Genomic DNA, 24,255 nt, shown 5'->3' with positions numbered 1-24,255 from the left:
GCAAATGTCCGAGATCAGCCGTGTCGCCTTGTTTGGAAAGCTCAACACGAGCGCGTTCCAGGCCATCGAGAGCGCAACCGTTTTTTGCAAGATGCGCGGGAACCCGTATGTGGAATTGGCCCATTTCATCCACCAAATTCTGAACGGTCATGACAGCGACCTGCACCGGATCATCCACTATTTTGATCTGGATGAGAGCCGGATTGCGACGGAACTGCAGCGTGCATTGGATGCTTTGCCGCGCGGCGCGACGGCCATCTCAGACTTGTCGCCACACTTGGAGGAGGCCGTAGAGCGCGCGTGGGTCCAAGCATCCCTTGCCTACGGGGTATCGCGGGTGCGCACAGGACATCTGTTGCTGGCGATCTTGTCTACACCGGGCTTGAAGAACGTCTTGCGTCTGATCTCCACCGAATTGGAAGGTTTGGACGCACAGGCCCTTTCGCATGACTTTGATGCGGCGGTGGAGGGTTCACCAGAAGCCGAATTACCTGCGCAGGACGGATCGCGCTTAGGTTCAGAACCGGGGGAGGCGTCGTCTGCAATGGCCGCGTCAGGCCAGGATGGGTCGGCTTTGGCGCAATTTTGCACCGATCTGACGGAACGCGCGCGCGAGGGGCAGATTGATCCCATCGTTGGCCGGGACCCTGAAATTCGCGAAATTATCGATGTGCTGATCCGCCGCCGCCAGAACAACCCGATCCTGACGGGTGAAGCGGGGGTCGGAAAAACGGCAGTGGTCGAGGGGCTGGCACTGCGCATCGTGCGCGGTGACGTGCCGCCATCGCTGTCCGCGGCGCGACTGTTGTCATTGGATATCGGACTGTTGCAGGCAGGTGCGTCGATGAAGGGTGAGTTCGAAAACCGTCTGCGCGGTGTCATTGACGAGGTGCAGGCCAGCGCGGTCCCGATCATCTTGTTTGTGGATGAAACCCATACACTGGTAGGCGCGGGTGGGGCTGCAGGTACCGGCGACGCTGCCAACCTGCTCAAGCCCGCGCTTGCGCGTGGGACGCTGCGCACTATCGGCGCCACGACTTGGGCTGAGTACAAAAAGCACATCGAAAAAGACCCGGCTTTGACACGCAGGTTCCAAGTGGTCCAAGTGGCAGAGCCCGACGAAACAACCGCTCTTTTGATGATGCGCGGTGTGTCCGAAACGCTTGAGCGACACCATAATGTGCAAATCCTCGACGAGGCGCTAGAGGCCAGCGTGCGTCTTTCGGCGCGTTACATTCCAGCACGGCAATTGCCGGACAAGTCGGTCAGTGTGCTCGACACGGCCTGTGCACGTGTGGGCATCAGTCTGCACGCGACACCGGCACCCGTGGATGATTGCCGACGACGGATCGCGGGCTTGCAAACCGAGTTGGAGATCATCAACCGGGACGAAGCCGCAGGGGCGCAGATTGGCACGCGGCGCAGCACCGCCCAAGAGGGGCTAGAGGTGGAAACCGCTCGGCTGGTCACCCTGACAGAGCAATGGGAGGCGGAAAAGGCACTGGTCATTCAGATCATGGATCTTCGCGCTCAGGTGCAATCTGCAGAAACGTCTGACAGTGCCGAAGCCGCATTGAAAACCTTGCGCTCTACGCAAGCCGCGCTTGAAGCACTGCAGGGTGAGACGCCGATGATGTTGCCCATCGTGGATGCCGCCGCCATCGGGTCAGTCGTCGCCGATTGGACCGGCATCCCGGTGGGCAGAATGGTGCGGGACGAGATGCGCACCGTCCTGAACCTCGCAGAGCACCTTTCGCAACGGGTTATCGGTCAGGACCATGCCATGGAGATGATCGCCAAACGTGTGAAATCCTCGCGCGCTGGGCTGGACAACCCGTCGAAACCCATCGGGGTCTTCATGCTGGCCGGGACATCCGGGGTCGGCAAGACCGAAACGGCGCTGGCGATTGCCGAGACGCTATACGGTGGCGAACAGAACGTCATCACGATCAACATGAGCGAATATCAGGAGGCGCACACGGTCAGCAGCCTGAAAGGCGCGCCGCCCGGCTATGTCGGGTACGGCGAAGGAGGCGTACTGACCGAGGCCGTGCGCCGAAAACCCTATTCCGTTGTCTTGCTGGATGAGGTTGAAAAGGCGCACCCAGATGTTCACGAGATCTTTTTTCAGGTGTTTGACAAGGGGGTGATGGAGGACGGTGAAGGTCGCAGGATCGACTTTCGCAATACCCTGATCCTGATGACATCGAATGTCGGATCAGACGTTATCATGGACCTGTGTGCCGATCCTGATCTGATGCCTGAGCCTGAGGGCATAGCCAAGGCGTTGCGCGCGCCGTTGCTCGAGGTGTTTCCACCCGCCCTTCTGGGCAGGATCGTCACCATTCCCTACTATCCGCTAAACCCGGACATGATCGGCCAGATCACGCGGTTGCAATTGGACCGGATCGGCGCCCGTGTTCAGGCGGCCTACGACGTGCCGTTTTGCTATTCGGATGCGGTCGTCGATACGATTGTCTCGCGTTGTCGCGAAGTTGAAAGCGGTGGTCGGATGATCGACGCCATCGTTACCAACACGATGCTTCCCGCTCTGTCGAGCGAGGTGCTGACCCGCCAACTTGACGGCGGACACGTCTCCAAAATGGCCATTGATGTTGCGGATGGCCAATTCTCCTACGCATTCGACTAGGTTTGGAGTTGCGCCCGGAATTGCGGTTTTTCTGTTCGGGTGCTGAACCTTGAGCCGTGCGGCCGGCACTTACTGACTGAACGTCTGTAAGGAAGCCTGTCCGATGTCCAAAAGCAGCCAGAAATTCATCGCCCGCAATCGCGCGCCCCGCGTCCAGATCGAATATGATGTGGAGCTTTACGGCGCAGAAAAGACGATCCAGCTGCCGTTCGTGATGGGCGTGATGGCAGATCTGTCGGGCAAGTCCGAAGACCCTTTGCCCGCTGTGGCAGATCGAAAGTTTCTGGAAATCGACGTGGACAATTTTGACGACCGGATGAAGTCGATCAAACCGCGCGCGGCTTTTTCAGTGCCTAACACTCTGACTGGAGAGGGCAACATCGCTGTCGATCTGACATTCGACAAGATGGACGATTTTTCACCTGCCGCAGTGGCCCGCAACGTGGCGCCGCTGAACCAACTGCTTGAAGCGCGTACCCAGCTTGAGCATCTGCGCACCTATATGGATGGCAAATCCGAAGCCGAAGACCTGATTGCGCGGCTGATCAACGATCCGGAAACCGTTGCAGCACTGGCGGGCTCCGGCGCGGTGGCAAACCAGACCGATGCGGCGCTGGATACCATGCGGAACGCGGCAAGCATTACACAGCAGGAAGTTGTCGATGACACCGATGCAGTGCTCTCGGCTTTGGCGGCACTGGACCCCGACGAAACAAGCGCGCCCGATCCGGAAGATGCAATCGACTCTGCGTTGGCCGATCTTGCAGCTTCAGGTAACCGCGACGAGACGGACATTAGTCGCTCGACAGAGGCCGTGCTAGAAATTGATGAAGGGCCGTCGACGCCTGACTTCGAGGAGCAAGTGGTTGACGACAGTGTGGTCGATCTTGACCTGATCGAGGACAACTCGGACGACGGCGCATTGGACGCAAACGAAGATGATATAGACGCCGCCGATGCGACTGCGACGTCAGATGACATAGCCATCGAAGAAGGCATTCAAGATGATGTAGATGCCGTTGAACTAACCGTGGAAGCGGCTGAACTTACGGATAATTCTGATGCTCAATCCAACGAGATGCATTCTGAGGATGTCCAGGACGTATCGGATGAGCAGTTGGATGTTCCTGATGATTTGGACGCGGGAGATCTTGCCGACGGTTCCATAGAAGATCTGGATCTGTCTCCGGAAGAAACGACCGACGAACCTGACGAAGAATCGATAGAGTCGGACCTGCAGGAAGACGCAGATCCCGCCGAACAGGCGGAGCCTTCCCCCCACGGCAGCCTTGATCTGCCCAAGCCCGAGGATCGCGAAGCAAACCGGTCTACGTTCCGCGTCGCAATCCTTGGGGATTTCACCGGTCGGGCCAGCAAGGGCGCGCTGGAAATTGGGGCGGACCTCGCCCGTCGCAAGCCCATCAAATTCGACGTCGATACGCTCGAAGATGTGATCAAGCGGTTCGCGACCACGCTTGTTTTGCCAATTGGGCTGGACGGGGCGGGCGTTGAAGTCACCTTGTCGGAGCTCGACGACCTTCACCCCGACAATCTCTATGAGAACGTTCCGCTATTTGACGAACTGTCCAACTTGCGCAGACGGCTGGTCGCTGGAAACAGCACCCAGGATATTGCGCAGTTGCAGGAATGGGCCACCCTTTTCGGCGATGCAAAAGCGGCCAACCGAACCCGTGCGCGCGGTGCCACCGTGCCCGCCGACCTGAAGTTGAGCGCGTTCCAATCTCTGATCGGCGACAACTCTGGCGCTTTGCGCGCAGCCTCGCCTGCCGAAGATCTGATCGGCCGTATCGTCGGCCCTTATGTGCAGGCCGCACCCGACCCCGATCAACCAGCGATGCTGGCGGCTGTCGATGCAGCCCTGTCTGGCGCGATGAGCGCAATTCTGCACCATCCGGATTTTCAGGCCGTTGAAAGCACATGGCGTTCGCTGGAGCTTTTGGCCCGCCGGATCACAACCGGTGCGGGGCTTGAAATCGTGCTGTATGACATCTCGGCAGAGGAGTGGGCGGCCGATCTCGCATCGGAAGAAGACCTTGCGCGAACTGGCCTCTTTCAGATGCTGGCCGAAGAGCCGCGGCTGGACGATGCGCAAGGGCCATTGTCTGCGATTTTCGGGCTCTACACGTTGGAAGAGACACCGCCCCATGCGGATTTGATGGCTCGTATGGCCAAGATCAGCGACTGGATGAATGCACCCTTCCTGACCGCGATTTCCGACAGCTTCCTCGAAACACCCAAGCACGAACGCCATCCACTGGTGGCGCAATCCTGGGATGGCCTGCGGGCATTGCCAGAGGCATCATATGTCGGATTGGCCGCGCCCCGTTTCCTGCTGCGCCTGCCTTACGGTGCGCGAACCGAGCCAGTGGATCCGTTCGATTTCGAGGAATTCACTCTTCGCGATGGATTGAAGGGCATGCTGTGGGCCAATCCGGTGGTCCTGTCGGCCTTGCTGCTATGTGAGACGGTGAACCAGAAAGGCAAGGCAATGAAGCTGGGCGATGTAATGTCGGTGGGCGATCTGCCGCTGCATTACATCACAGACCAACACGGCGATCAGATCGCCCTCCCGTGCACCAGTCGGTTGCTGAACACGCGTACAATGGCTGAGGTTGTGGCCCGTGGGTACATCCCGCTCTTGTCGATCAAGGGTCGGACCGAGGTGCGGCAAGGGTCGTTTCAAGGTCTGGGCGCCGGCCTCTTGGCGGGTCCCTGGGGGCAAAGCGCAGGGGCAGGGACAGGGCTCGGTGGGCTCAAATCCACCCTCGATTTCACACGCGAAGCCACGGCAAACCCCGGAGATACGGACGACTTCGGACCTTCCCGCCCCGGCGGCGCGGGTGAGGATTACGACGACCAGTTTTCGGACGACGATGACGATGATCTCGGCTTTGGCAGCGATGATGACGATGACGACGATGATCTGGACGGCTTTGATTTAGGCGGGGACGACGATGCCGCCGATGATGATGAGGACGGCGACGACCTTGACGCATTGCTTGCTGGATTTGGCGACGACGACGATCAAGACGGGGACGATGACGACGACGAAGTGGATCCCGAGCTGGCCGCCTTGATGGAGGATTTGTGATGGGCATGTGCCGCAACACCCACGCGTGCGCGCCCAGCCGGGAGGTATGTTGAATGTCCAAGGATATCCTTTTGGAAAACCGGCCAGCGACGCTGATCTTGCCCAATCGCATCAAAGGCTATCTTGTGCGCGCGCAGGTCGACGAAGCCCTGAGCGAAATCCCCCACATGACCGTCGAATTCATGTCCACGGACCTCGACCTTGATCTGCAAAAGCTGGTGGGTGAGCGGATGCGCATCGACCTGGATGCGCCCAAAAAGAAAACACGTTATTTTCAAGCGCGCTGCGTGTCGGCTGAATTCCTTGGCGCATCAGGCAGCCAAGGCTACTTCCGGGCGGAGTTGCGTCCATGGGTGTGGTTTTTGACCCAAACGAACAACTGCCGGATTTTCCAAGACAAGACCGTGATCGAGATCATCAAGGATGTCTTCGGCGCACACGGTTTTTCGGACTTCAAGGACAAGACAAAGCACCGCTTCGAAAAACGGACCTATTGCGTGCAATACCGTGAAAGCGATTTCGACTTCATCTCGCGATTGATGGAGGAGGAGGGCATTTACTACTTTCACCAATACGACCAGACTCGCGAAACCCTGATCCTTGCCGACGACGCCAGCAGTCATGAACCGCTCATCGACCACGGACAGCTGAACTACTATGTGCGCGCCGCCGATATGTTCCGGGATGAGGATCACATCTACGAATGGCGCGGGTCTGAGCAGATACGCCCGGGAAAGGTGTCGCTGCAGAGCTACGATTTTGAAAAGCCCAAGACCGACCTGTCTTCGGTCAAGTCATTGCCGAAGGGGCGCAGCGCGCACAATGGCTATGAAATCTATGATTACCCGGGCCGTCACGTCAGTGCCGGAACGGGCGAACATCAGGCGCGGGTCAAAGTCGAAGGGTTCGCTGCGCAAACCCACCGGGCGCGGGCCGTGGGCAGCGTTCGGCAGATGCTTGTGGGGGCAACATTCAAGCTGAACAAGCACCCCCGCAAAGCCGAGAACAACGATTACCTGGTCGTTCGCGCGCAACATCAAATACAGATCGATGTGATCATTGAAGATCGAGATATCGTGGATGCGATCCTGGGTCCCGTGCTGGATTTTGATGCCGGCACCAATCCAGACCTTTACCGCTGCAGCATCGAGGTCCAGCCCGCTCGTGAGCCATACCGTGCTCCTGCGCGCACGCCCCGTCCGGAGAACCCCGGAGTGCAGACAGCCGTGGTGGTTGGCAAGGCCGGGGAGGAGGTGTGGACTGACAAATTCGGTCGGGTGAAAATCCAGTTCCATTGGGACCGCGACGGCAAGCAGGATGAGACGTCATCTTGCTGGGTCAGGTCGACTGTGCCCTGGAGCGGCAAGGGATGGGGCATGATGGCCATTCCACGCGTCGGGCAGGAAGTCGTCGTTCAGTTCGAACAGGGTGATCCCGACCGACCAATTATCACCGGCATGGTCTATAATGGCGACACAAAGTCCCCGTTCCCACTGCCCGGCAATGCCACGCAGATGGGCATCAAGACAGACAGTTCCAAGGGCGGAAACGGCTTTAGCGAGCTGGTGTTTGAGGACAAGAAAGGCGCGGAGTTCGTGCGTCTGCAATCCGAGCGCGACTTCAAGCAGATCATCAAGAATAACGCCGAGATCGAGGTTGGTCTTGGCCACAAGGACAAGGGCTTTCTCAAGCAGACCATCCACGGCGACAAGACCGAAACGATTGGCGGCACGCACAGTCTGGACGTGGCCAAGAGCGCCGAGATGGATGTGGGCACAGCGCTGACGGTGACGGCGAAATCCAAGATCACTTTGAAATGCGGCGGTGCGCAGATCGAGATGACGCCTACCGGTATCACGATCTCGGCGCCGCAGGTCGAGGTGAAGGCGTCGGCCACCGCCAAGATAAACGCTGGTGGTCAGCTGGCGCTTGAGGGCAAGGGACAAGCGTCGCTCAGTGGCAAGGGGATGCTCAAGCTCGAAGGTGGCGGCATGACCCAGTTGAAGTCCTCCGGTATTTTGATGGTCAAGGGCAGCTTGACCATGATCAACTAGAGGTGGTCGCGATGTCCCATCCATCACCAGCTGGTCTTTCATTTGACGACTTGCACAAACTGCCGCCCGGCCCCGCAGCCCGCGTCCTCACAAAGCACAGTGTAACGTTGCAGACCGAACTGGATGCACCGGCAAGCGCGTCGGCATCCGAGGTTCTTGCGGAACTTCACAACAAGTCCGCGCTCCTCGATATGCTGCAAATTCTGGCGCACACCCTTCCACCGCGCGAGGCGACCTGGTGGTCCTGCCTTGCCGCACGCGAGATGGGCGCCCAAACCTCTGCTGTCGGCGCCGCTGAGCAATGGGTGCGGCAGCCAGGTTTCGACACGCGGCTTGCCGCACGCGAGGCGTTGGATGCCGCGAAACAAGATGACGATACGGTGTTTTGTGCCATGGCCGCGTGTTTTGCCGATGGCACAATGGGGCCGGGGGAGTTCGATGATCACGCGGCCCCAAATGGCGCCGTGGGTGCCGCGGTCTACAGCATGCTTTTGATCGCGCTTTACGCGGACGAAGCCACTGTAGCCGAGCGCAGTGCACTCTTTCTCGAGCGTGGGCTGAATATTGCACGCGGTGGGAACGGTAAAATCGAACCAAATTCGGACAAGGCGGCACTTACCAAAGGAACCGCCAGTACATCAGGTGCTGGCACAGCCGCCAACCCGAACGAGGTATAGCCATGACATTGCCCGCCGCCCGAGTTGCAGACATGCACGTCTGCCCGATGGTGACCGGTGTTGTGCCGCATGTTGGCGGTCCCGTTGTCACACCGACGCCAACCGTCTTGATCGGCATGATGCCAGCGGCGACTGCCACGGCGATGGCGGTCTGTGTTGGCCCGCCGGACATCGTGGCCAAAGGGTCGATGACCGTACTCACCGGCAAGAAACCACAGGCCCGTATGGGGGATACGTGTGCTCATGGCGGCGCAATCGTGATGGGTTGCTTGACCGTGCTGATCGGAGGCTGAAGGCGATGTCACTCTCCTTGAAAGCACATCATGCCGGTTCGTCAACAAATGCGCCGATCGAGGTGACGATGGCGGGCGATACGATCACTGTAGGGCGGGGCGACGACAACGACCTCGTGCTGCCTGATCCGGATCGTCACCTTTCAAAAAGGCACTGCGTCGTCGAACGGAGTGGCGAGAGCTTTGTTGTCACGGATATGTCGACCAACGGCACGTTCCTCAATTATCAGGAGGACCGGCTTGAAGCCACGCCTACACCATTGAGTTCTGGTGACGTGATCCTTTTGGGCGAATTCGAACTTGTCGTCAATATCAACGAAGAGGTTTGCGACGCGGACAACCCTTCGCGCGACTTGCCGGATTCATTACCTGCCGCGGCACCGTCCGGTCAAACTCCTTTGGCGGGGATCGATGATGAAGACAGCGCGTTCCTTGACGCCCTGTTGAGTGGGCCTGTCGATGCAGCGCAATCCATGAGCAGCGATCCGTTTGATGCGCATCCTCAAATCGGGGCCAGCGCACCGGATCACACGCCCGCCGAGCGAGATCACTTTGTCGCGCCACGCGCACTGAACACCGTCATACCTGACGACTGGGAAGACGGGTTGGTAGTTCCACCTGCGGAGGAAACGCCTGCGCAAGAACCTGAACAAATGCCCATTCCTGAGGCTTCACCTGCTCCAACTCCGGTGCCTGCCAGTCAACCGCAAGGCGCGGAAGCTGATGCGGCTGTGCAGGCCTTCGTTGCGGGCCTCGGCGTCACAGACCTGAGTATCCCGCCAGAACGGGCCGAAGAAGTGATGGGCCGTATGGGACGGGTCATGGCCACGATGATCGCTGGAATGCGCGACATCATGATGACCCGGGCGGCTCTCAAAAGTGAGATGCGGGTCGCACGGACAATGATCGGGGCTGACCAGAACAATCCGCTGAAATTCTCTGTCAGCGTGGAGCAGGCTATCGAAGCGATGCTGAAACCTGCCGGGCGCGGATATCAGGATCCACAAAGTGCGGCCGCTGAGGTTCTGCGCGACATCAAGGCCCATGAGATTGCGACGATGACTGGCATGCAGGCGGCTCTATCGGGTCTTTTGGCGCAGCTTGGGCCGAACGAAGTCTCCGCAAAGATTGAAAACGCCTCTGGTTTTGGGGGATTGCGCGGCAACCGGAAAGCGCAGTGCTGGGATGCCTATGTGCGCCATCATGAACGGTTGGCCCGCCAGACCGAGGACGATTTTCAGTCGACGTTCGGCAAGGAATTTTCCCGCGCCTACGAACAACAGATCACCAAACTTTGAAGGGACAAGACATGTTCAACCGCATTGCATTTCTGGTCTGCGCGATGGCGCTTTCGATCCTAGCGGGCTGCGCTGAGCAAGGTCCTGCGCCGACCACCGTGACCTTATCCATCACCGGGGCTGCCGACATGAATGGCGGGGCACCGGCGCAGGTCAAGGTCTACTACCTCAATGATACGGAGCGCTTCCGATCGTCCGACTTCTTTGCGGTTTTTGAACAACCCGAAGCGACGCTCGGTGCCGATCTGGTGTCCGTGAGCCCGTTCAGCCTCGCACCCGGACGCACCGTGGCCGACACCAAAAGCTTTGCCACCCCGCCCGCCGCAATCGGCGTTGTCGCGGCGTTTCGCGATATCAACGGCGCGTTTCTGGCAGTCCGCACGCTCGTTCCGAACGCGCCGAACCCGGTTCAGGTGACGTTGACCGGTAATCGCGTCGTTATCCGCTGACGCGCCCCGAAGGAGCCCACCGCATGTCTTGGCAAAACAAAGTCATCTGGCAAGAAGGCCTGTTCCTCCAGCCGCACCATTTCCAACAGCAGGATCGCTACCTGGAAGCATTGGTGTCCGGTCTGGCAGGTTCTGTCGCGCCCTATGCCTGGGGCGTGCGGGAACTGGTCCTTGATGCCGAGTTGTTGCGATTGGGCAAGATCGCTGTGACTTCGGCCTCCGGCTTGACCCCGGATGGTGTTGCGTTTCGCATCCCGGAGGTGGACGCGCATCCCGCCGCGCTCGACGTGCCGGAAACGGTAAAGAATGCCGTTGTCTTTTTGACTGTGCCGACACGGCGGCAAGGCGCAAACGAGGTGGATCTGACAGAGGACCCGGCCGCGCGCTCGCGGTATGTGCCAAGTGAGATTGAAATCACCGACAGTACAGGTCGGGACCGTCGCCCTGTGGACCTTGCCGTTGGCAAGTTGCGGATGATGCTTGCGCTGGATGTGGACGAGTTGACAGACCGGCTGGCCATTCCGATTGCCCGTATCGTCGAGGTGCGCGCTGACGGTGAGATCGTGTTGGACAAAGGGTTCATGGCGTCCTGCCTTGATGCCCGCGCCGCACCACCGCTGCATGACTTTTTGCAGGAACTTGAAGGGCTGATCAGCCACAGGGCGCATGCGTTGTCTGGTCGCCTCAGCCAAACCGGTGCTGCCAAGGGCGTGGCTGAAATTTCTGACTTCCTTCTGTTGATAGCAATCAACGCGGCGTTGCCTCAGATCCGCCATTTGCTGAGCATCGAAAACGCCCATCCCGCTCAGATCTACCAGCAGCTTGTGGGTCTTGCCGGTCAGTTGGCGACTTTCATGACTGCTGACAAGATCGCACCGGAATTCCCCATCTACCGCCACGCCGATTTGACCGCTGTGTTTCAGCCTGTGATCCGGGCGCTCCGCGAGAACCTGAGCATGGTTCTGGAGCAAAACGCCGTTGCGATCCCGCTTCAGGCACGGAACTACGGCGTGTCCGTGGCGATGGTCGAGGACAAGTCCCTTCTGACAAGCGCCAGCTTCGTGCTGGCTGCCAGGGCCAATGTGCCGCCTGAAAGCGTGCGCAGGCACTTTCCATCGCAAGCCAAATTGGGGCCGGTCGAGGATATCCGTCAGTTGGTCAACTCGGCCCTGCCGGGCGTTGATCTGCGCGCCTTGCCCGTCGCGCCGCGCCAAGTGCCCTACCACGCGGGCGTCGTCTATTTCGAGCTGGATCGTGCGAACCCGTATTGGAAGCAAATGCGCGCCTCGGGTGGGTTGGCGATCCACGTGGCGGGCGAATTCCCGGATCTTGAGATGGAGCTGTGGGCGATCCGCTGATGCCGGACACGCGCAGGAGAGATAACAATGACCCAGGACGACCCTTTCGCAGAAGCCACCGACACCGACAAAACGGTGATCCGTCTCAATCCGGGTGGCCGACGTCCTGAACCCGCGCCGCTGCCACCACAGGCGGCGCCTATGCAACACGTTGAAACCAGTACGGCACCTGTGGTGACCACACCCAATCCGAAAGCTGCTTTGACGCCGGATGTTGTTGCCGGGTTCAATGCGCTTTGCGCCGCTGCCTCGCCTCTGTTTCAATTGGTTGGCCGCATTCGCAACCGCGCACAACATGCCGACGCGGCTCAGCTGCGCGAGAGTGTCGTGTCCCAAATTCGAGCCTTTGAGACCCGTGCATCCGTCGCGGGCGTGCCGGGTCAGATCGTCAAGGTGGCACGCTATGCGATCTGCGCCACGGTCGATGACGTTGTGCTGAACACGCCGTGGGGCGGCAACAGCATCTGGGCGCAGCAAAGCATGGTGGGCACATTTCACAAGGAGACCCACGGCGGCGAGCGGTTTTACGACCTGCTGGATCGATTGCAGGCTGATCCTGGCAGCAATCGGGATTTGCTCGAATTTCTCTACATGTGCCTCAGCCTCGGGTTCGAGGGGCGCCTGCGTGTCGCGTCACGCGGCGTGGAAAAGCACCTTGCCGTGCGCGACGGACTGGCGCGCACCATTCGGGCGCAGCGGGGCAGGGCGGAACCTGATCTTTCGCCACATTGGCAGGGGTTGAAGGTGGCGCATCGCGTACTGTCGATCTGGATGCCGGTGTGGTTGCTGGCGGGGCTGACGACGGCGCTGACCGCCCTGGCATTCTTTGTCCTGTCCTTTCTGCTGAGCCTGGACACCGAACGCGTGCGTGGTCAGATCCTTGCACTTGATCTTGGCGGGCCGATCACTCTTGCACGACCGGCACCACCACCACCCCCGGCGCCGCTTCCACCTCCTGATCAGGTCAATGACCTAGATCGCATCAGCACCTTTCTGGCCCCCGAAATTGCGCAGGAGCTGGTGACCGTCACGCGCGAAGGCAACACGGTTTTGGTGCGCATTAATGGTCAGGGGATGTTTGGATCAGGTTCCGACGTGTTGCGTGAAGACATTGGTCCACTGATCGACCGGGTCGCCGCGGCACTTGAGCCTGAGACCGGTCGGATCATTGTTGCGGGCCATTCCGACAATGTCCCCATCAGCACCGCGCGCTTTCCTTCGAACTTGGCGCTGTCTCTCGCCCGGGCGGAATCCGTGATGGACAAGATCGTCACCACACTAAGCGATCCGAACCGGATCACCGCTGAAGGTCGCGCAGATAACGACCCAATCGCCACGAACGACACTCCGGACGGGCGCGCGCAGAACCGGCGTATCGACGTCATCCTTATAGAGGCAGGCTAAAGCCATGATCCGCAGATTTTTCAAACACGCCGCACTGTCTCCGATTGGTATCGTGGTCTTTACTGCTGCGTTGTTGTTGGGACCCTTGTGGTATCTCGGGCCGCTATTGGAGATTGCAGGTGTGCGTCCGTTCGATACGATCCTCGATCGGGTGGCGGCGACGTTTTCGATCTTGGCCGCCGCAACGATCTTCGTTCTGATCATTCTGCTTGTTCGGCGGTCGCGTGACACCCAGATGTCCGAGGAAATGGCCAAGCAGGTCGCCGAGGATACTGCGGAAGACGATGCCGTACACTCCGAACTGAACGAGATTGGCACCCGGCTCAAAACCGCGCTGCAAACGCTTCGCAAAAGCAGGACCGGTGGCTGGCTCGGCAAGGGTCATCTGTACCAATTGCCGTGGTACATCATGATCGGGCCGCCCGGTGCGGGCAAAACCACCGCGATTGTAAATTCCGGCCTCAAGTTCCCGCTGGCTGACACAATCGGCAAAGAAGCCGTTGGCGGTGTCGGTGGGACCCGGAATTGCGATTGGTGGTTCACCAATGATGCCGTCCTGCTGGACACCGCCGGCCGGTATACGACGCAGGACAGCAATGCGACTTCGGACGGTCGTGCCTGGACTGGATTTCTGGAGATGCTCAAGAAATACCGCAGCCGCCAGCCGATCAACGGAGCGCTGGTTGCAATCAGCCTGTCCGATTTGTCGGAAATGGATGACGTTACCGCCGCGAGCCATGCACAGGCAATCCGGATCAGGTTGCAAGAACTACGCGACAGGCTTGGCGTCAGCTTCCCCGTGTATGTCGTTCTAACGAAGGCCGATCTTGTCGCGGGTTTTCAAGAATTTTTTGACGGGCTGGGCAGCAAAGAACGAGAGCAGGTGTGGGGCATTACTTTCCCGCTTGAAGCTGACAATGGCGTGGCCACACCCGTGACAGATAACTTTCGATCAGAATTCGATGGGCTGGTCGCACGCCTTAGCGATCACAGCCTTGAACGGATGCAAACCGAGACGGACTTTCAGCGCCGTGCCCTCATCGCGGGCTTCCCAACCCAAATGGCCAGCTTGCGCGAAGCGGCAGAGCGGTTCTTGGGAGAGATTTTTCAGGAAAGCCGCTACAGTGATCCGCTGCTTTTGCGTGGCGTCTATTTCACCTCGGGCACACAGGAAGGCATGCCCATCGACAGGTTGATGGCGGGGATGGCACGCAATTTCGGGATAGGGCGGCAAGCCATCGGCACCGGTCAGGGGCAAGGGCGCAGCTTCTTTCTCACCCGGCTTATGACGGACGTGATCTTTGGGGAGGCGGGGCTCGTTTCGCGCGATGATGCGGTTGAACGGCGCACGCGCTGGGCAACGCGTGGCGCTATTGCGACAGGTGTTACAGCCTTTGCATTGGTCACCGGTGTGCTCGTGAATAGCTTTGTCGGCAACCGAGGGCTGATTGCGCAGACGAGTGCAAAGATTTCAACCTTCCAAGTGTTGGCCGCGAACATTCCCCAAAGTCCCATTGCCGATCAGGATCTGGTGCCAATCGTGCCCGGTCTCAACATTTTGCGTGACTTGCCCGGCAATCCTGCGGCCACTGATCCTGAACCACCGCGTGCGCTGACCTACGGGCTGTATCAGGGCGATGTGATCGGTACGGAAACGGCGCAGAATTACCGCGCGGCCCTCAACACCCTGATGCTGCCGCGTCTGCTGGTGCGGCTTGAGGACGTGATGCAGTCGAACCTCAACGATAGCGCTGTTCTGTTCGAGGCGCTCAAAACATACATGATGCTGGGTCTCCAGGTTCCAATGGACTCAGACCATGTCGCGGCATGGTGGGCCGAAGATTGGGAAACTCTCTTTGTCGGGCAGCCGGAATTTCAGAACGACCTGCAAGGGCACCTCAACGAATTGCTTGGGCAGCCCATGCAAGAGATCGCGTTGAATGGCCCGTTGGTCGCGCAGGTGCAGGCTATCCTGTCTGAAACGCCAATTTCAGAACGGGTCTACGTGAGCATCGTCACGTCTCCGCAAGCGCAGGCTTTGGCGCCGTTTCGGATCACTGAATTCGGTGGGCCTGCCGCGTCTCGAGTGCTGGTGCGTCCGTCGGGCCGGCCGCTCAGCAGTGGGATTGATGGCGTGTATACGCGCGAGGGTTTTTACAACTTCTTCCTGCCTCAAATTCTCGTTGCTGCAGAGCGTATTCAACGAGACAGTCTGATCCTTGGTCCCGGTGGGCAGATTGAAGACAGCCCGCAGGCGCTTGCGTTGATCAGCCGGGATGTCTTGGCTCTCTATGAGACGGATTTCGTTGCCCGCTATGACGATCTGTTGGCGGATATTGATATCCTGCCGATGTCCAATCTTGGGCAAGCCACGGATGTGATCAACATTCTGTCCGGCCCCGTGTCGCCCTTGCGCAACTTGCTTGAGGGCGTGACCGAGCAAACCCGCCTGACTGTGTTGCCGTCCGTCGATGCGGTGACCGGCGTGGCTGCGGCTCAGGCACAGGAATTTGCGGTTGATGAATTGGTCGGAAGCATCAGCGTTGATGCAGAGGACTTTTTCAACGCGGTGCGCGGCACGCTTGACCAGATACCGGATGCCGACCCCGTCCCACCGGGTCAATTCGTCGAAGACCGGTTTCAGGAAATCCACCGTCTGACTGATCGTTCCGAAGGTCCGTCCGAACTGGACCGGGTTATCCAGCTGATGACGGATGTCTATGACGAGTTGAACCGCCTGTCGCTTGGTCAGAATCTTGGCACGGCGCTGCTTGGCAATAGTGAAAACGCGCCAGCCCGCCTGCAAGCGGAGATTGGACGGATGCCCGCCCCCATGGAACGTTGGGCGACCCAAGTGGTGCAATCGTCCGCAGGGGCGGCGATAGGTGGGGCACGGTCCGAAATCAATACAAAGTGGCAGTCCGAGGTTTTGCCGTTCTGCACTCGCGCGCTCAACGGTCGATACCCGTTCGACAGACAAGCGCAAGCGGATGTTACCTTGCAGGACTTCGGTCGTCTCTTTGGCCCCAGCGGTCTAATGGAAACTTTCTTTGACGAAAACCTGGCCCGCTTTGTCGACACCTCGCAGGACCCTTGGCAAATCCGCCGCGTCAACGGAATTGATGTGGGTGTCTCGAACGCAGTTGTGCAGCAATTCCAGCGCGCAGACGACATCAAGAACAGCTTCTTCGTGGCCCCGGGTCTGCCTGATGTGACGATGGAGATCACACCGTCGGCGCTTGATCCGAACGTGGAACGGGTGACGTTGGAGTCGGGCGGCCAAACCGTGAGTTACGCCCACGGTCCGCCTCAAGCCAGTGCGCTGCGGTGGCCCGGTGAGCAGGGCACGCGGACCCGCGTGGCGTTCACACCCGTACGGACGGATGTGCGCAATGACATCTCGCTCGATGGGCCTTGGGCACTGTTTCGATTGTTGGACGCGGCGGAAGTGAGGCGCACCAATGTCAGTGATCGCAGCCGCATCGTGTTTAATGTGGGTGGGCGGATTGCGATCTTTCAGATGCGCGCGGGGTCGGCGTTGAACCCCTTCACGCTTGACGCGCTCAACACGTTCAGCTGTCCGACATCGTTGTGATGCAGGGCGCAGACATGACATTTGGCTATTACGGTAAGTTGCCCTTTGCCGGAGATTTCCTGCGCCACGGACTGTCCGCCGCTTTCGTGTCGGGATGGGATACCTGGATGCAGCAGACACTGATTGCCGCCAGTGAGACGATGAGTGATGCGCATTGGCGAGGGGCGTATCTGTGTGCGCCGATCTGGCGTTTCAGCATTGCGCCGGGGATCTTCGCGCCGCACGGGGCGGCGGGTATCTTGATGCCCAGTCTCGACCGGGTCGGGCGACGGTTTCCGTTTTGCATCGCGACGGCAACGGATTTGCCGCCTGTGGCTGCCTATGTTGCCCTGCAAATGGTCGCGGAACAGCTTGAGGCGATCGCGCTTGAGATGATCGAAGCAAATGGTGGGATTGCCGTGCTCGACGCGCGCCTCGCTCAGCTGCCAGCTCTCAATTCCTTGCCCCACACCGCCGGGCTTGGCCAAGGTGTCGGTTCGCTTTGGATTGCGACAATCATGGATCAAGCCCGCGTCATGGTGGCACCGCAGGTGCCGATACGTCCCGCTGAGGCGGCAGCTCTTTTCGATACCGATGCGCCCTATTGGGCAAACGCTCAACTGACCCATTCGGAGGCCTGATATGTCCCCCATCAAAACGTCCTCTCAGCGGTACAGCGCCAAGACGCACATGGGGCTTGTCAGGCCGGTCAACGAAGATGCCATTCTGGCGCTACCGAGCCTCGGACTATGGGCGATTGCAGACGGGATGGGCGGCCATCAGGGCGGCGATTTTGCAAGTCAGACGGTTATCGACGCGTTGTCCTCTCTTCCAGAGGACCTGCCACCAGCTTCCTTGCCTGGCCGCATTCGAGATGCTTTGCATCAGGCACACCGGGACATTCAGGCCGAGGCCGCACGCCGGGGCAGTGCCATCATTGGCACGACCGTTGTGCTGCTTGTTGTGTCGGGTGATCATTTTCTGTGCCTTTGGGCTGGCGACAGCCGCCTGTACCGGTTACGTGGCGGGATGCTGGAGATGATCAGCGAGGATCATTCCGTCGTTGGTGAATTGGTCGCAGCCGGGCAATTGACGTGGGACCAGGCTGAACACCATGCCCAGAACAATCAGATCACCCATGCTATTGGCGTGGGTTCCGTGCCCGGGATCGAAAAACGCCGCGGCGCGATAGTTCCGGGCGACAGGTTCCTGCTCTGCTCTGACGGGCTGACGAAGTACGCCAACGAAGCAATGCTGAAACGGATCATGCAGGATGCCCCGCTGGACACCTTGGCAGACGAGCTGATGCGCGTCGCACTCGCCGGTGGGGGCGCCGACAACATTTCCGTCATCGCGGTAGAAGTCTGAACGGAGGATCCAACAATGGTCTGCTTTTGCAAACAACCAGCTGCCATGATCCCTTCGGTCATACGCCCCAGTTTTTCAATGGCTTTGCCGCAAGTTCCGCTGCAAATGCAACTGGCCGTGGCCCTGCCTGCGATCACGCCCGAGAACCGGCTCGATATGCAGCTCGGTGCCTATCTGAGCAACCTGAACCTGCCCACGTTGTCGATGCCGAATGCCGGGCTTTTCCAGATTGCGCCGATGCTGGCGCTTGTGGCCGGAACCTTTCCATTGATGGATCTGCCTGCACTGGAATTGTCACTGCAACAGATGGGCGACACGATGATGACGCATGTCTGGCCGCATCTCGGTTGGTTGACCTCACTCAAGATCGGTCCGCTTCTGAACTTTGCCCTTGCCGCACGCATGGTGCTGGACCTCCGCGCGCTTGGCATCGATCCGTTTGATATGTCGTACACCATGCCACCGGTCAGCTATCCGGGGCACCATTTTCGGATGTCCATGCCAATGCCGCAGTTGAGTATGGCGCGCATAATGCTTGGTTTGCCCAGCCTCCTGTCCCTGACCGAGACATTTCAGCTGCCGACCTTGGGGGACGACGGGTCCTTTCCGGGAATGATGAGCGCACTTCACGGACTGGCCAGTGTTCGGCCCCCGCAATTGGGACTTTCGTTTCCGCAACTCAGCAAGCTTGCTCTTGTTTTGAATTCGCTGGCAACGATCAAGATGGCCTTCGGCGATCTGGGGTTGTCGGGGGCAGGGCTGGCACCCATCCGTGCGATGATGCGGTTCTGGGGTGCACTGCCCTTTCCGATGCCGCCTATGCCTGCGCTTGCGTTAAATGCGCAACTGGACGCGTTGCCGTCGTTGGAGTCGATCCAACTGGGCGAGGGGCTTATGTCGCCATCAATTTTCGCTCCGATGATGGGGTTTACGATGCCACAAATCGGCTTCCTGCCTGTAGCCAATCTTATGCTGGGGCTGAGCGCGTCGCTGCAGCTTGTGCTGGATATGGATCCGCTTGATCCCTGCAGCCTTTGTCCCTTTTCTTGAGTCCGATGTTCGACAAAATATTGGACAGACGCGAAAAGGCGCCGCGATCGGATGCATGGGGCCTTTGCTGTCAGATGATGCGTGGTTCAAACCAGTTCATCGACATCCCTTTTTCCCCAAACGCTTGGCCCGGAGTGGACCTATCGCGTTTTGATGCCGCCCCTTTGACAGAGTTTTTGCAGCACAGGAGACTGACTATCGGACTGAAACGGACAGACGAACGCGGCAAGATGCTTTGCGCATAGCATCGACCAGTGGGCTGATGCCGGGCGTCACGTGCGGCCTAAATTCCAGCCTCGATGGGGTTGCATTCCGACTGTCATCACCTTCTTTATTAGTTTGCATTTGTCTAGAAATGCCTTGAGCAATGCGTAATCTTATGCAGCCATCGTAAGCTCCTTTGGTAACCGGTTTCTATAATTGTGATTTGCACAATTCGGCCAAACAGTTCTATTGCGTCGCGGGTTTTTTAGGCGACTGCGGCGCCATGGGCGTTGGTGCGATGCGCTGAGACTTGTAACAATTACACAAAGTCAGAATGCTGGTTTTCAAGAGAGTTGACACGCAAGAGGTAAGTGCGGTTCGCCAGGCCGCTTACATCGAACGCTCGGGGGAGGCTGATGAACGAGAGATATCTGTCAGACTGGAACCTCCACGATCCTACCCGCCCGGTCACTGTCTGCGCATGGGCGATGTCAAGTGTCTGAGCGCCTGCAAATCGACCTGATCAACGAAGTGTCCGTCAGGGTTGCAGAACACTCTGTTCCGCTGGTGTCGTCCCGCAAGACGGTGGCGCTTATGGCCTATCTGGCTTTGACGGGGCAACCGCACCGGCGCGAACATCTGTGCGAGCTGTTCTTTCCCGATACAAATGACCCCAAAGGCTCTCTGCGCTGGTCCCTGACCAAGCTGCGTCAAGCGCTGAATACGCATGATGCGTGCTTGCAAACGCCCGGCACGAACGTGTTGATCGAGACGGATTTGATCGAGTTGGACGTGCACTATGTCCAAGCGGTGCATGATGCGGCTGCGCCCTCGGGTGCGGACTTGCTACGCGCCGCTGAGCTGTTGTCTTTCAAGCCGCTTATGGGCTTGGAGCTTGCGCGCAACGACGACTATGGGCTTTGGCTGATGGGCGAACGGGAACAGCTCCACAGTCTACGACCCCGGATTTTTCAAACGTTGGTGACGACCGATGGTGTGAGTGATCAGGACGCAGTGAAATGGCTGCGCCGGTGGCTGCGCCTTGATCCGTATTCACACGAGGCGCCCCGCCTGCTTTCCCAAAAACTGATCGATCTGGGCCTTCAGGATGAGGCGGCAAAGGTGACACGTGACTATGCCGCGCTCATGGGCGATGACGCCGTCCGCGTTACCCGACGCGTTCCACCAGAACCTGTGCGGGCCCGCCAGTCCATCGGATTTTGCAATGCCTCAGACGGCGTCAAAATAGCCTACGCCACCGTTGGCAGTGGCCCACCGTTGGTGAAGGCGGCCAATTGGCTCAACCACTTGGAACTGGATTGGGAAAGCCCCATCTGGGCGGATATGTTCAGGGCGCTGGCCGCGGACCACACGTTTGTCCGGTATGATGAACGCGGCAATGGCCTGTCGGATTGGGATGTCCCTGAGATCAGCTTTCCCGCCTTCCTGGAAGACCTCGAAACGGTCGTGGACCACTTGGGTCTGACACGCTTCCCATTGTTAGGCTTGTCGCAGGGGTGCGCCGTTTCGATTGAGTATTCGGTGCGCCATCCTGAGAAAGTATCCGCCATGATCCTGATCGGGGGCTACGCAGCGGGTTGGCGCATCGGACTGTCGCCCGAGGAGTGTGAACAGCGAGAAGCCGTTCTGACGTTGACCCGGCATGGGTGGGGGACATCAAACCCCGCTTACCGTCACATCTTTTCGCAAACCTTCATGCCGAATGCAGATTCCGAACGCTTGGCCTGGTTTGACGATTTTCAGCGACGAACAACGTCGCCGCAAAACGCCGTGCGGTTTCAGGAAGCGTTCGGGGATATCGATATCCGTCAACTTCTGCCGGAAGTTCAGGTGCCCACGCTGGTTATCCATGCCCGAGACGATCAGCGCATCCCGCTGAGATGTGGCCGCGAATTGGCTGCAAACATCCCAAACGCGGAGTTGGTGACGCTTGAAAGTCAAAGCCACATCATTCTGGGTGACGAACCGGCTTGGCAGGTGTGCATGAACGAAATTTCGCGGTTCTTGGCCAAGCATGCCTCGGCTGACGGCCAGAATTAACGCGGAGCGGAGCCAGATACCAACGGGCCATTTCGGTCGAGCAGGTGCTAGTCGATGTTGCCATCGTTCGACCGATCAGGAGCGCAATGAGATTTGGTTTCGCTCCGAAGCCGATATTGCCAGGAAAAATCGAACGCTAATCTGGCAAACCAGAATTTGAAGCTTCCAGTATTCGGAATGTCGGAATGCCATGATGAGCTTTTTCTTCGCACACATCTTTCACTGCTACCGAACTACAAAAACATCGAAATGGTTTGTCAGCGTGTCTGCGCTCAGATCGAGCATATGACTGCAATCGCAGTCAGACCGAAAAAGGGTCGACCCGCCCCTGAAGGGTGCACAAGCTTCATCCTAGCCAACTGCGGTAGAGTACGAAAACCAAAGCCTTCGACGCGAAAGCGCATCGCCTGCTCGTGGACATTGTCCGGCGCGAAGGTTTTTAGGATGCCTCTTTTCTGAGCGGAGCTGAACGGCTGCTTCGGCAATCGCTGAGGCGACAATGGACGCTGACGGCGGCTTTACGCCAAAAACGACGCCCTGCTTGTGCGGCTGTTCTATACCGCTTGACTTGGCAGCTTTGCTGCCCGTACCACAAGGCAATGACGCCGTATTGCAAGGAGGGCGAATATGATCATGTTTAAACGCTTCCTCCCGGGCCGCTCACGTTTCGGAGCTCCCGTATCCTGAAAGTATCGGGCGATTGTCGCCCAGAACTTCAGTAGCAATCGTCCAACCTTCGGACATCTCTTCAATTGAATTCAGGGCGCGGCGTCATTGTCCGCGAACGCACCATGTCCCGCATTTTTGCAAACGGCGCCTTCGCGCGCGTTCTCAGTTTTGCCTTTCGTCTCTGGACGCGAAGGCGCGGTCTTGTGGCCGTGCTTTTGTTGCTTGTCCTGACCTCTACCGCCGCTGATATTTCGATCCCGGTTGTGACCGGGCGCTTGATCGCTGCAGTTTCCGAAGCAACTTCGCCCTGGGGCGCGTTTGCGATACTGCTTGGGCTCGGCGCGGTGTCCATTGCGGCAAAAGTCCTAAGCTACTTCGCAATCATCGCGTTGACTGTCCCGACGATGCGGGTGGCCGAAGCGGAGGCTTTTGCACATGTGCAGCGCCTGCCGGCTGATTGGCACGCGAATGCCTTTGCCGGATCGACGGTGCGGCAGATCACGCGCGGCACCTGGGCGCTTGATGATATGGCAGACGTGTTGTTGCTGGCGCTTTTGCCGTCAACGCTGGTGTTGCTGGGTACCATTGGCACGCTCACGGCCTTCCGGTGGGAGGTTGGCCTTGTCGCGGCTTTGGGTGCGCTGCTGTTTCTGGGGCTGTCCCTGACGCTTACGCTTTTCTGGGTTGCACCTGCCGCGCGGTTGTCGAATGCCCAAGACAGCCGGGTCTCCGGTGCGCTTGCCGATGCGATTACGTCGAACGCCGTGGTCAGAGCGCATGCAGGTGAGGCACGTGAAGACGACCGGTTGGGACGTGTTCTGTCCAAGTGGGCGCATCGCACCCGGCGAACATGGCGGCGCGGCACCTGGTCCGGATTGACCCAAGACCTGTCGCTTTGGTGTTTGCGGGCCGCCGTGCTGGGCGGTGCCTTGTTGGCCTTTGTCCGAGGCGTGGCTGGCGCGGGTGAGATCGCATACGTCGTTTCGGCCCTTGGGATGCTGGACGGTTACTTGCGGCAAATCGGCAGTCATGTGCGTCAACTCCAGAAATCCGTCAACGATGCAGAAGAACTCGTGGATTTGATGTCTACCACGGCAGAACAGGACGTCGTGCGGCGTCCCGCCGTCGCCTTGCCTCCACGCGCGGCAGCGTTGTCCTTCGATCACGTTGATTATGGGTATGATGGTGCGCAATCACCGCTTTTTACTGATCTGAACGTCGCAATACCTGCCGGTCAAAAAGTGGGGCTGGTTGGCCGTTCCGGCTCTGGCAAGACCACGTTTGTCAAACTGATCCAGAGGATCCACGAAGTGACGGATGGTGCCATAACGCTGGGCGGTGTCGACATCGCGCAGGTTCCATTGTCGGAGTTGCGTCGCAATATCGCGCTCGTTCCGCAGGAGCCTGTCCTGTTTCACCGCTCGCTTGCGGAGAACATCGCGTATGCACGTCCTAATGCCACGCTGGCGCAGGTGCGTGAGGCGGCGGAGCGGGCAGGTGCTGCTGACTTCATCGCGCAACTTCCCAAGGGCTATGGGACGGCAGTGGGTGAGCGTGGTGTGAAGCTTTCGGGCGGTGAACGTCAGCGGGTGGCAATCGCACGGGCGTTTCTATCGGACGCGCCGGTGCTTGTGATGGATGAGGCAACGTCGTCACTCGATTCCGAAGCTGAAGCGCGGGTCGCGGACGCTGCGGAGCGGCTGATGGAAGGGCGGACAACTCTGGTCATCGCGCACCGTTTGGCGACCGTTGAAAGGATGGACCGCATCCTCGTTTTCGACCGTGGCAGGATTGTGGAGGACGGCACACCTGCGGAATTGATGGCACGCGAGAACGGGCTCTACCGCGCGCTGCGCCAGCGGCAGACTCTGGCAGCTTAACATCGGTCGAAAAGGTGGGCGGCGCACTTGCGTCAACTGGTGCGCCGCCTCCGAACATTGGGAAATGCGACATAAGTGCATGCACGCAGGATTGGCGCGACAGGAATTGACCCTCAGCCATTGGCTACCAAGATGCCCATGCCCTGCGAGGAAG

15 protein-coding genes and 1 pseudogene are annotated in these 24,255 nt (G+C 59.0%); all 16 read left to right on the top strand.

Annotation, left to right across the window (positions count from 1 at the left end; genetic code table 11):
* Positions 1 to 4: 4 nt before the first annotated feature.
* A complete protein-coding gene (tssH, locus tag Q1A32_RS15145; RefSeq protein WP_299654865.1) occupies positions 5 to 2,650 on the top strand; it encodes a type VI secretion system ATPase TssH in 2,646 nt (881 codons plus the stop codon).
* Between the two features lie 103 nt (positions 2,651 to 2,753).
* Positions 2,754 to 3,221 (top strand): annotated as a pseudogene (tssB, locus tag Q1A32_RS15140) (type VI secretion system contractile sheath small subunit); the annotation flags it as partial.
* Between the two features lie 51 nt (positions 3,222 to 3,272).
* The gene (locus Q1A32_RS15135; protein ID WP_366141240.1) at positions 3,273 to 5,762 is read left to right on the top strand and encodes a type VI secretion system contractile sheath large subunit; all 2,490 of its coding nucleotides are present in this window, start codon (positions 3,273 to 3,275) and stop codon (positions 5,760 to 5,762) included.
* Between the two features lie 53 nt (positions 5,763 to 5,815).
* A complete protein-coding gene (locus Q1A32_RS15130; protein ID WP_299654863.1) occupies positions 5,816 to 7,816 on the top strand; it encodes a type VI secretion system Vgr family protein in 2,001 nt (666 codons plus the stop codon).
* A gap of 11 nt (positions 7,817 to 7,827) precedes the next feature.
* Positions 7,828 to 8,493 carry a hypothetical protein gene (locus tag Q1A32_RS15125; RefSeq protein ID WP_299654860.1) on the top strand — a complete coding sequence of 222 codons (666 nt, stop codon included), beginning with the start codon at positions 7,828 to 7,830 and terminating at the stop codon, positions 8,491 to 8,493.
* A gap of 2 nt (positions 8,494 to 8,495) precedes the next feature.
* Positions 8,496 to 8,786: a PAAR domain-containing protein gene (locus Q1A32_RS15120; RefSeq protein ID WP_299654857.1), complete on the top strand. Its 291-nt coding sequence runs from the start codon at positions 8,496 to 8,498 to the stop codon at positions 8,784 to 8,786.
* A gap of 5 nt (positions 8,787 to 8,791) precedes the next feature.
* Complete coding sequence (gene tagH, locus Q1A32_RS15115) at positions 8,792 to 10,084, top strand: type VI secretion system-associated FHA domain protein TagH (protein ID WP_299654854.1); 1,293 nt, start codon at positions 8,792 to 8,794, stop codon at positions 10,082 to 10,084.
* 11 nt (positions 10,085 to 10,095) lie between these two features.
* Positions 10,096 to 10,533 (top strand): type VI secretion system lipoprotein TssJ, encoded by a 438-nt coding sequence (tssJ, locus tag Q1A32_RS15110; protein WP_299654851.1) that lies wholly within the window; start codon positions 10,096 to 10,098, stop codon positions 10,531 to 10,533.
* Between the two features lie 23 nt (positions 10,534 to 10,556).
* A complete protein-coding gene (tssK, locus tag Q1A32_RS15105; protein WP_299654848.1) occupies positions 10,557 to 11,891 on the top strand; it encodes a type VI secretion system baseplate subunit TssK in 1,335 nt (444 codons plus the stop codon).
* Positions 11,892 to 11,918: 27 nt separating this feature from the next.
* Positions 11,919 to 13,295 (top strand): type VI secretion system protein TssL, long form, encoded by a 1,377-nt coding sequence (tssL, locus tag Q1A32_RS15100; protein WP_299654845.1) that lies wholly within the window; start codon positions 11,919 to 11,921, stop codon positions 13,293 to 13,295.
* 4 nt (positions 13,296 to 13,299) lie between these two features.
* The gene (gene tssM, locus Q1A32_RS15095) at positions 13,300 to 16,890 is read left to right on the top strand and encodes a type VI secretion system membrane subunit TssM (protein WP_299654842.1); all 3,591 of its coding nucleotides are present in this window, start codon (positions 13,300 to 13,302) and stop codon (positions 16,888 to 16,890) included.
* Positions 16,891 to 16,904: 14 nt separating this feature from the next.
* Complete coding sequence (gene tagF, locus Q1A32_RS15090; protein WP_299654839.1) at positions 16,905 to 17,510, top strand: type VI secretion system-associated protein TagF; 606 nt, start codon at positions 16,905 to 16,907, stop codon at positions 17,508 to 17,510.
* A 1-nt stretch (position 17,511) separates the two neighbouring features.
* Positions 17,512 to 18,237 (top strand): PP2C family serine/threonine-protein phosphatase, encoded by a 726-nt coding sequence (locus Q1A32_RS15085; protein WP_299654836.1) that lies wholly within the window; start codon positions 17,512 to 17,514, stop codon positions 18,235 to 18,237.
* Positions 18,238 to 18,282: 45 nt separating this feature from the next.
* The gene (locus Q1A32_RS15080; RefSeq protein WP_299654833.1) at positions 18,283 to 19,287 is read left to right on the top strand and encodes a hypothetical protein; all 1,005 of its coding nucleotides are present in this window, start codon (positions 18,283 to 18,285) and stop codon (positions 19,285 to 19,287) included.
* A 699-nt stretch (positions 19,288 to 19,986) separates the two neighbouring features.
* Positions 19,987 to 21,552, top strand: a complete 1,566-nt coding sequence (locus Q1A32_RS15075; protein ID WP_299654829.1) for an alpha/beta hydrolase — start codon at positions 19,987 to 19,989, stop codon at positions 21,550 to 21,552.
* 872 nt (positions 21,553 to 22,424) lie between these two features.
* Positions 22,425 to 24,101 (top strand): ABC transporter ATP-binding protein, encoded by a 1,677-nt coding sequence (locus Q1A32_RS15070; RefSeq protein ID WP_299654826.1) that lies wholly within the window; start codon positions 22,425 to 22,427, stop codon positions 24,099 to 24,101.
* Positions 24,102 to 24,255: the final 154 nt, after the last annotated feature.

Source organism: uncultured Tateyamaria sp. (assembly GCF_947503415.1).
Lineage (GTDB): Bacteria > Pseudomonadota > Alphaproteobacteria > Rhodobacterales > Rhodobacteraceae > Tateyamaria.
Note: the sequence above shows the minus strand (reverse complement) of the source record. Positions and strands in the feature narration are given on the sequence as shown.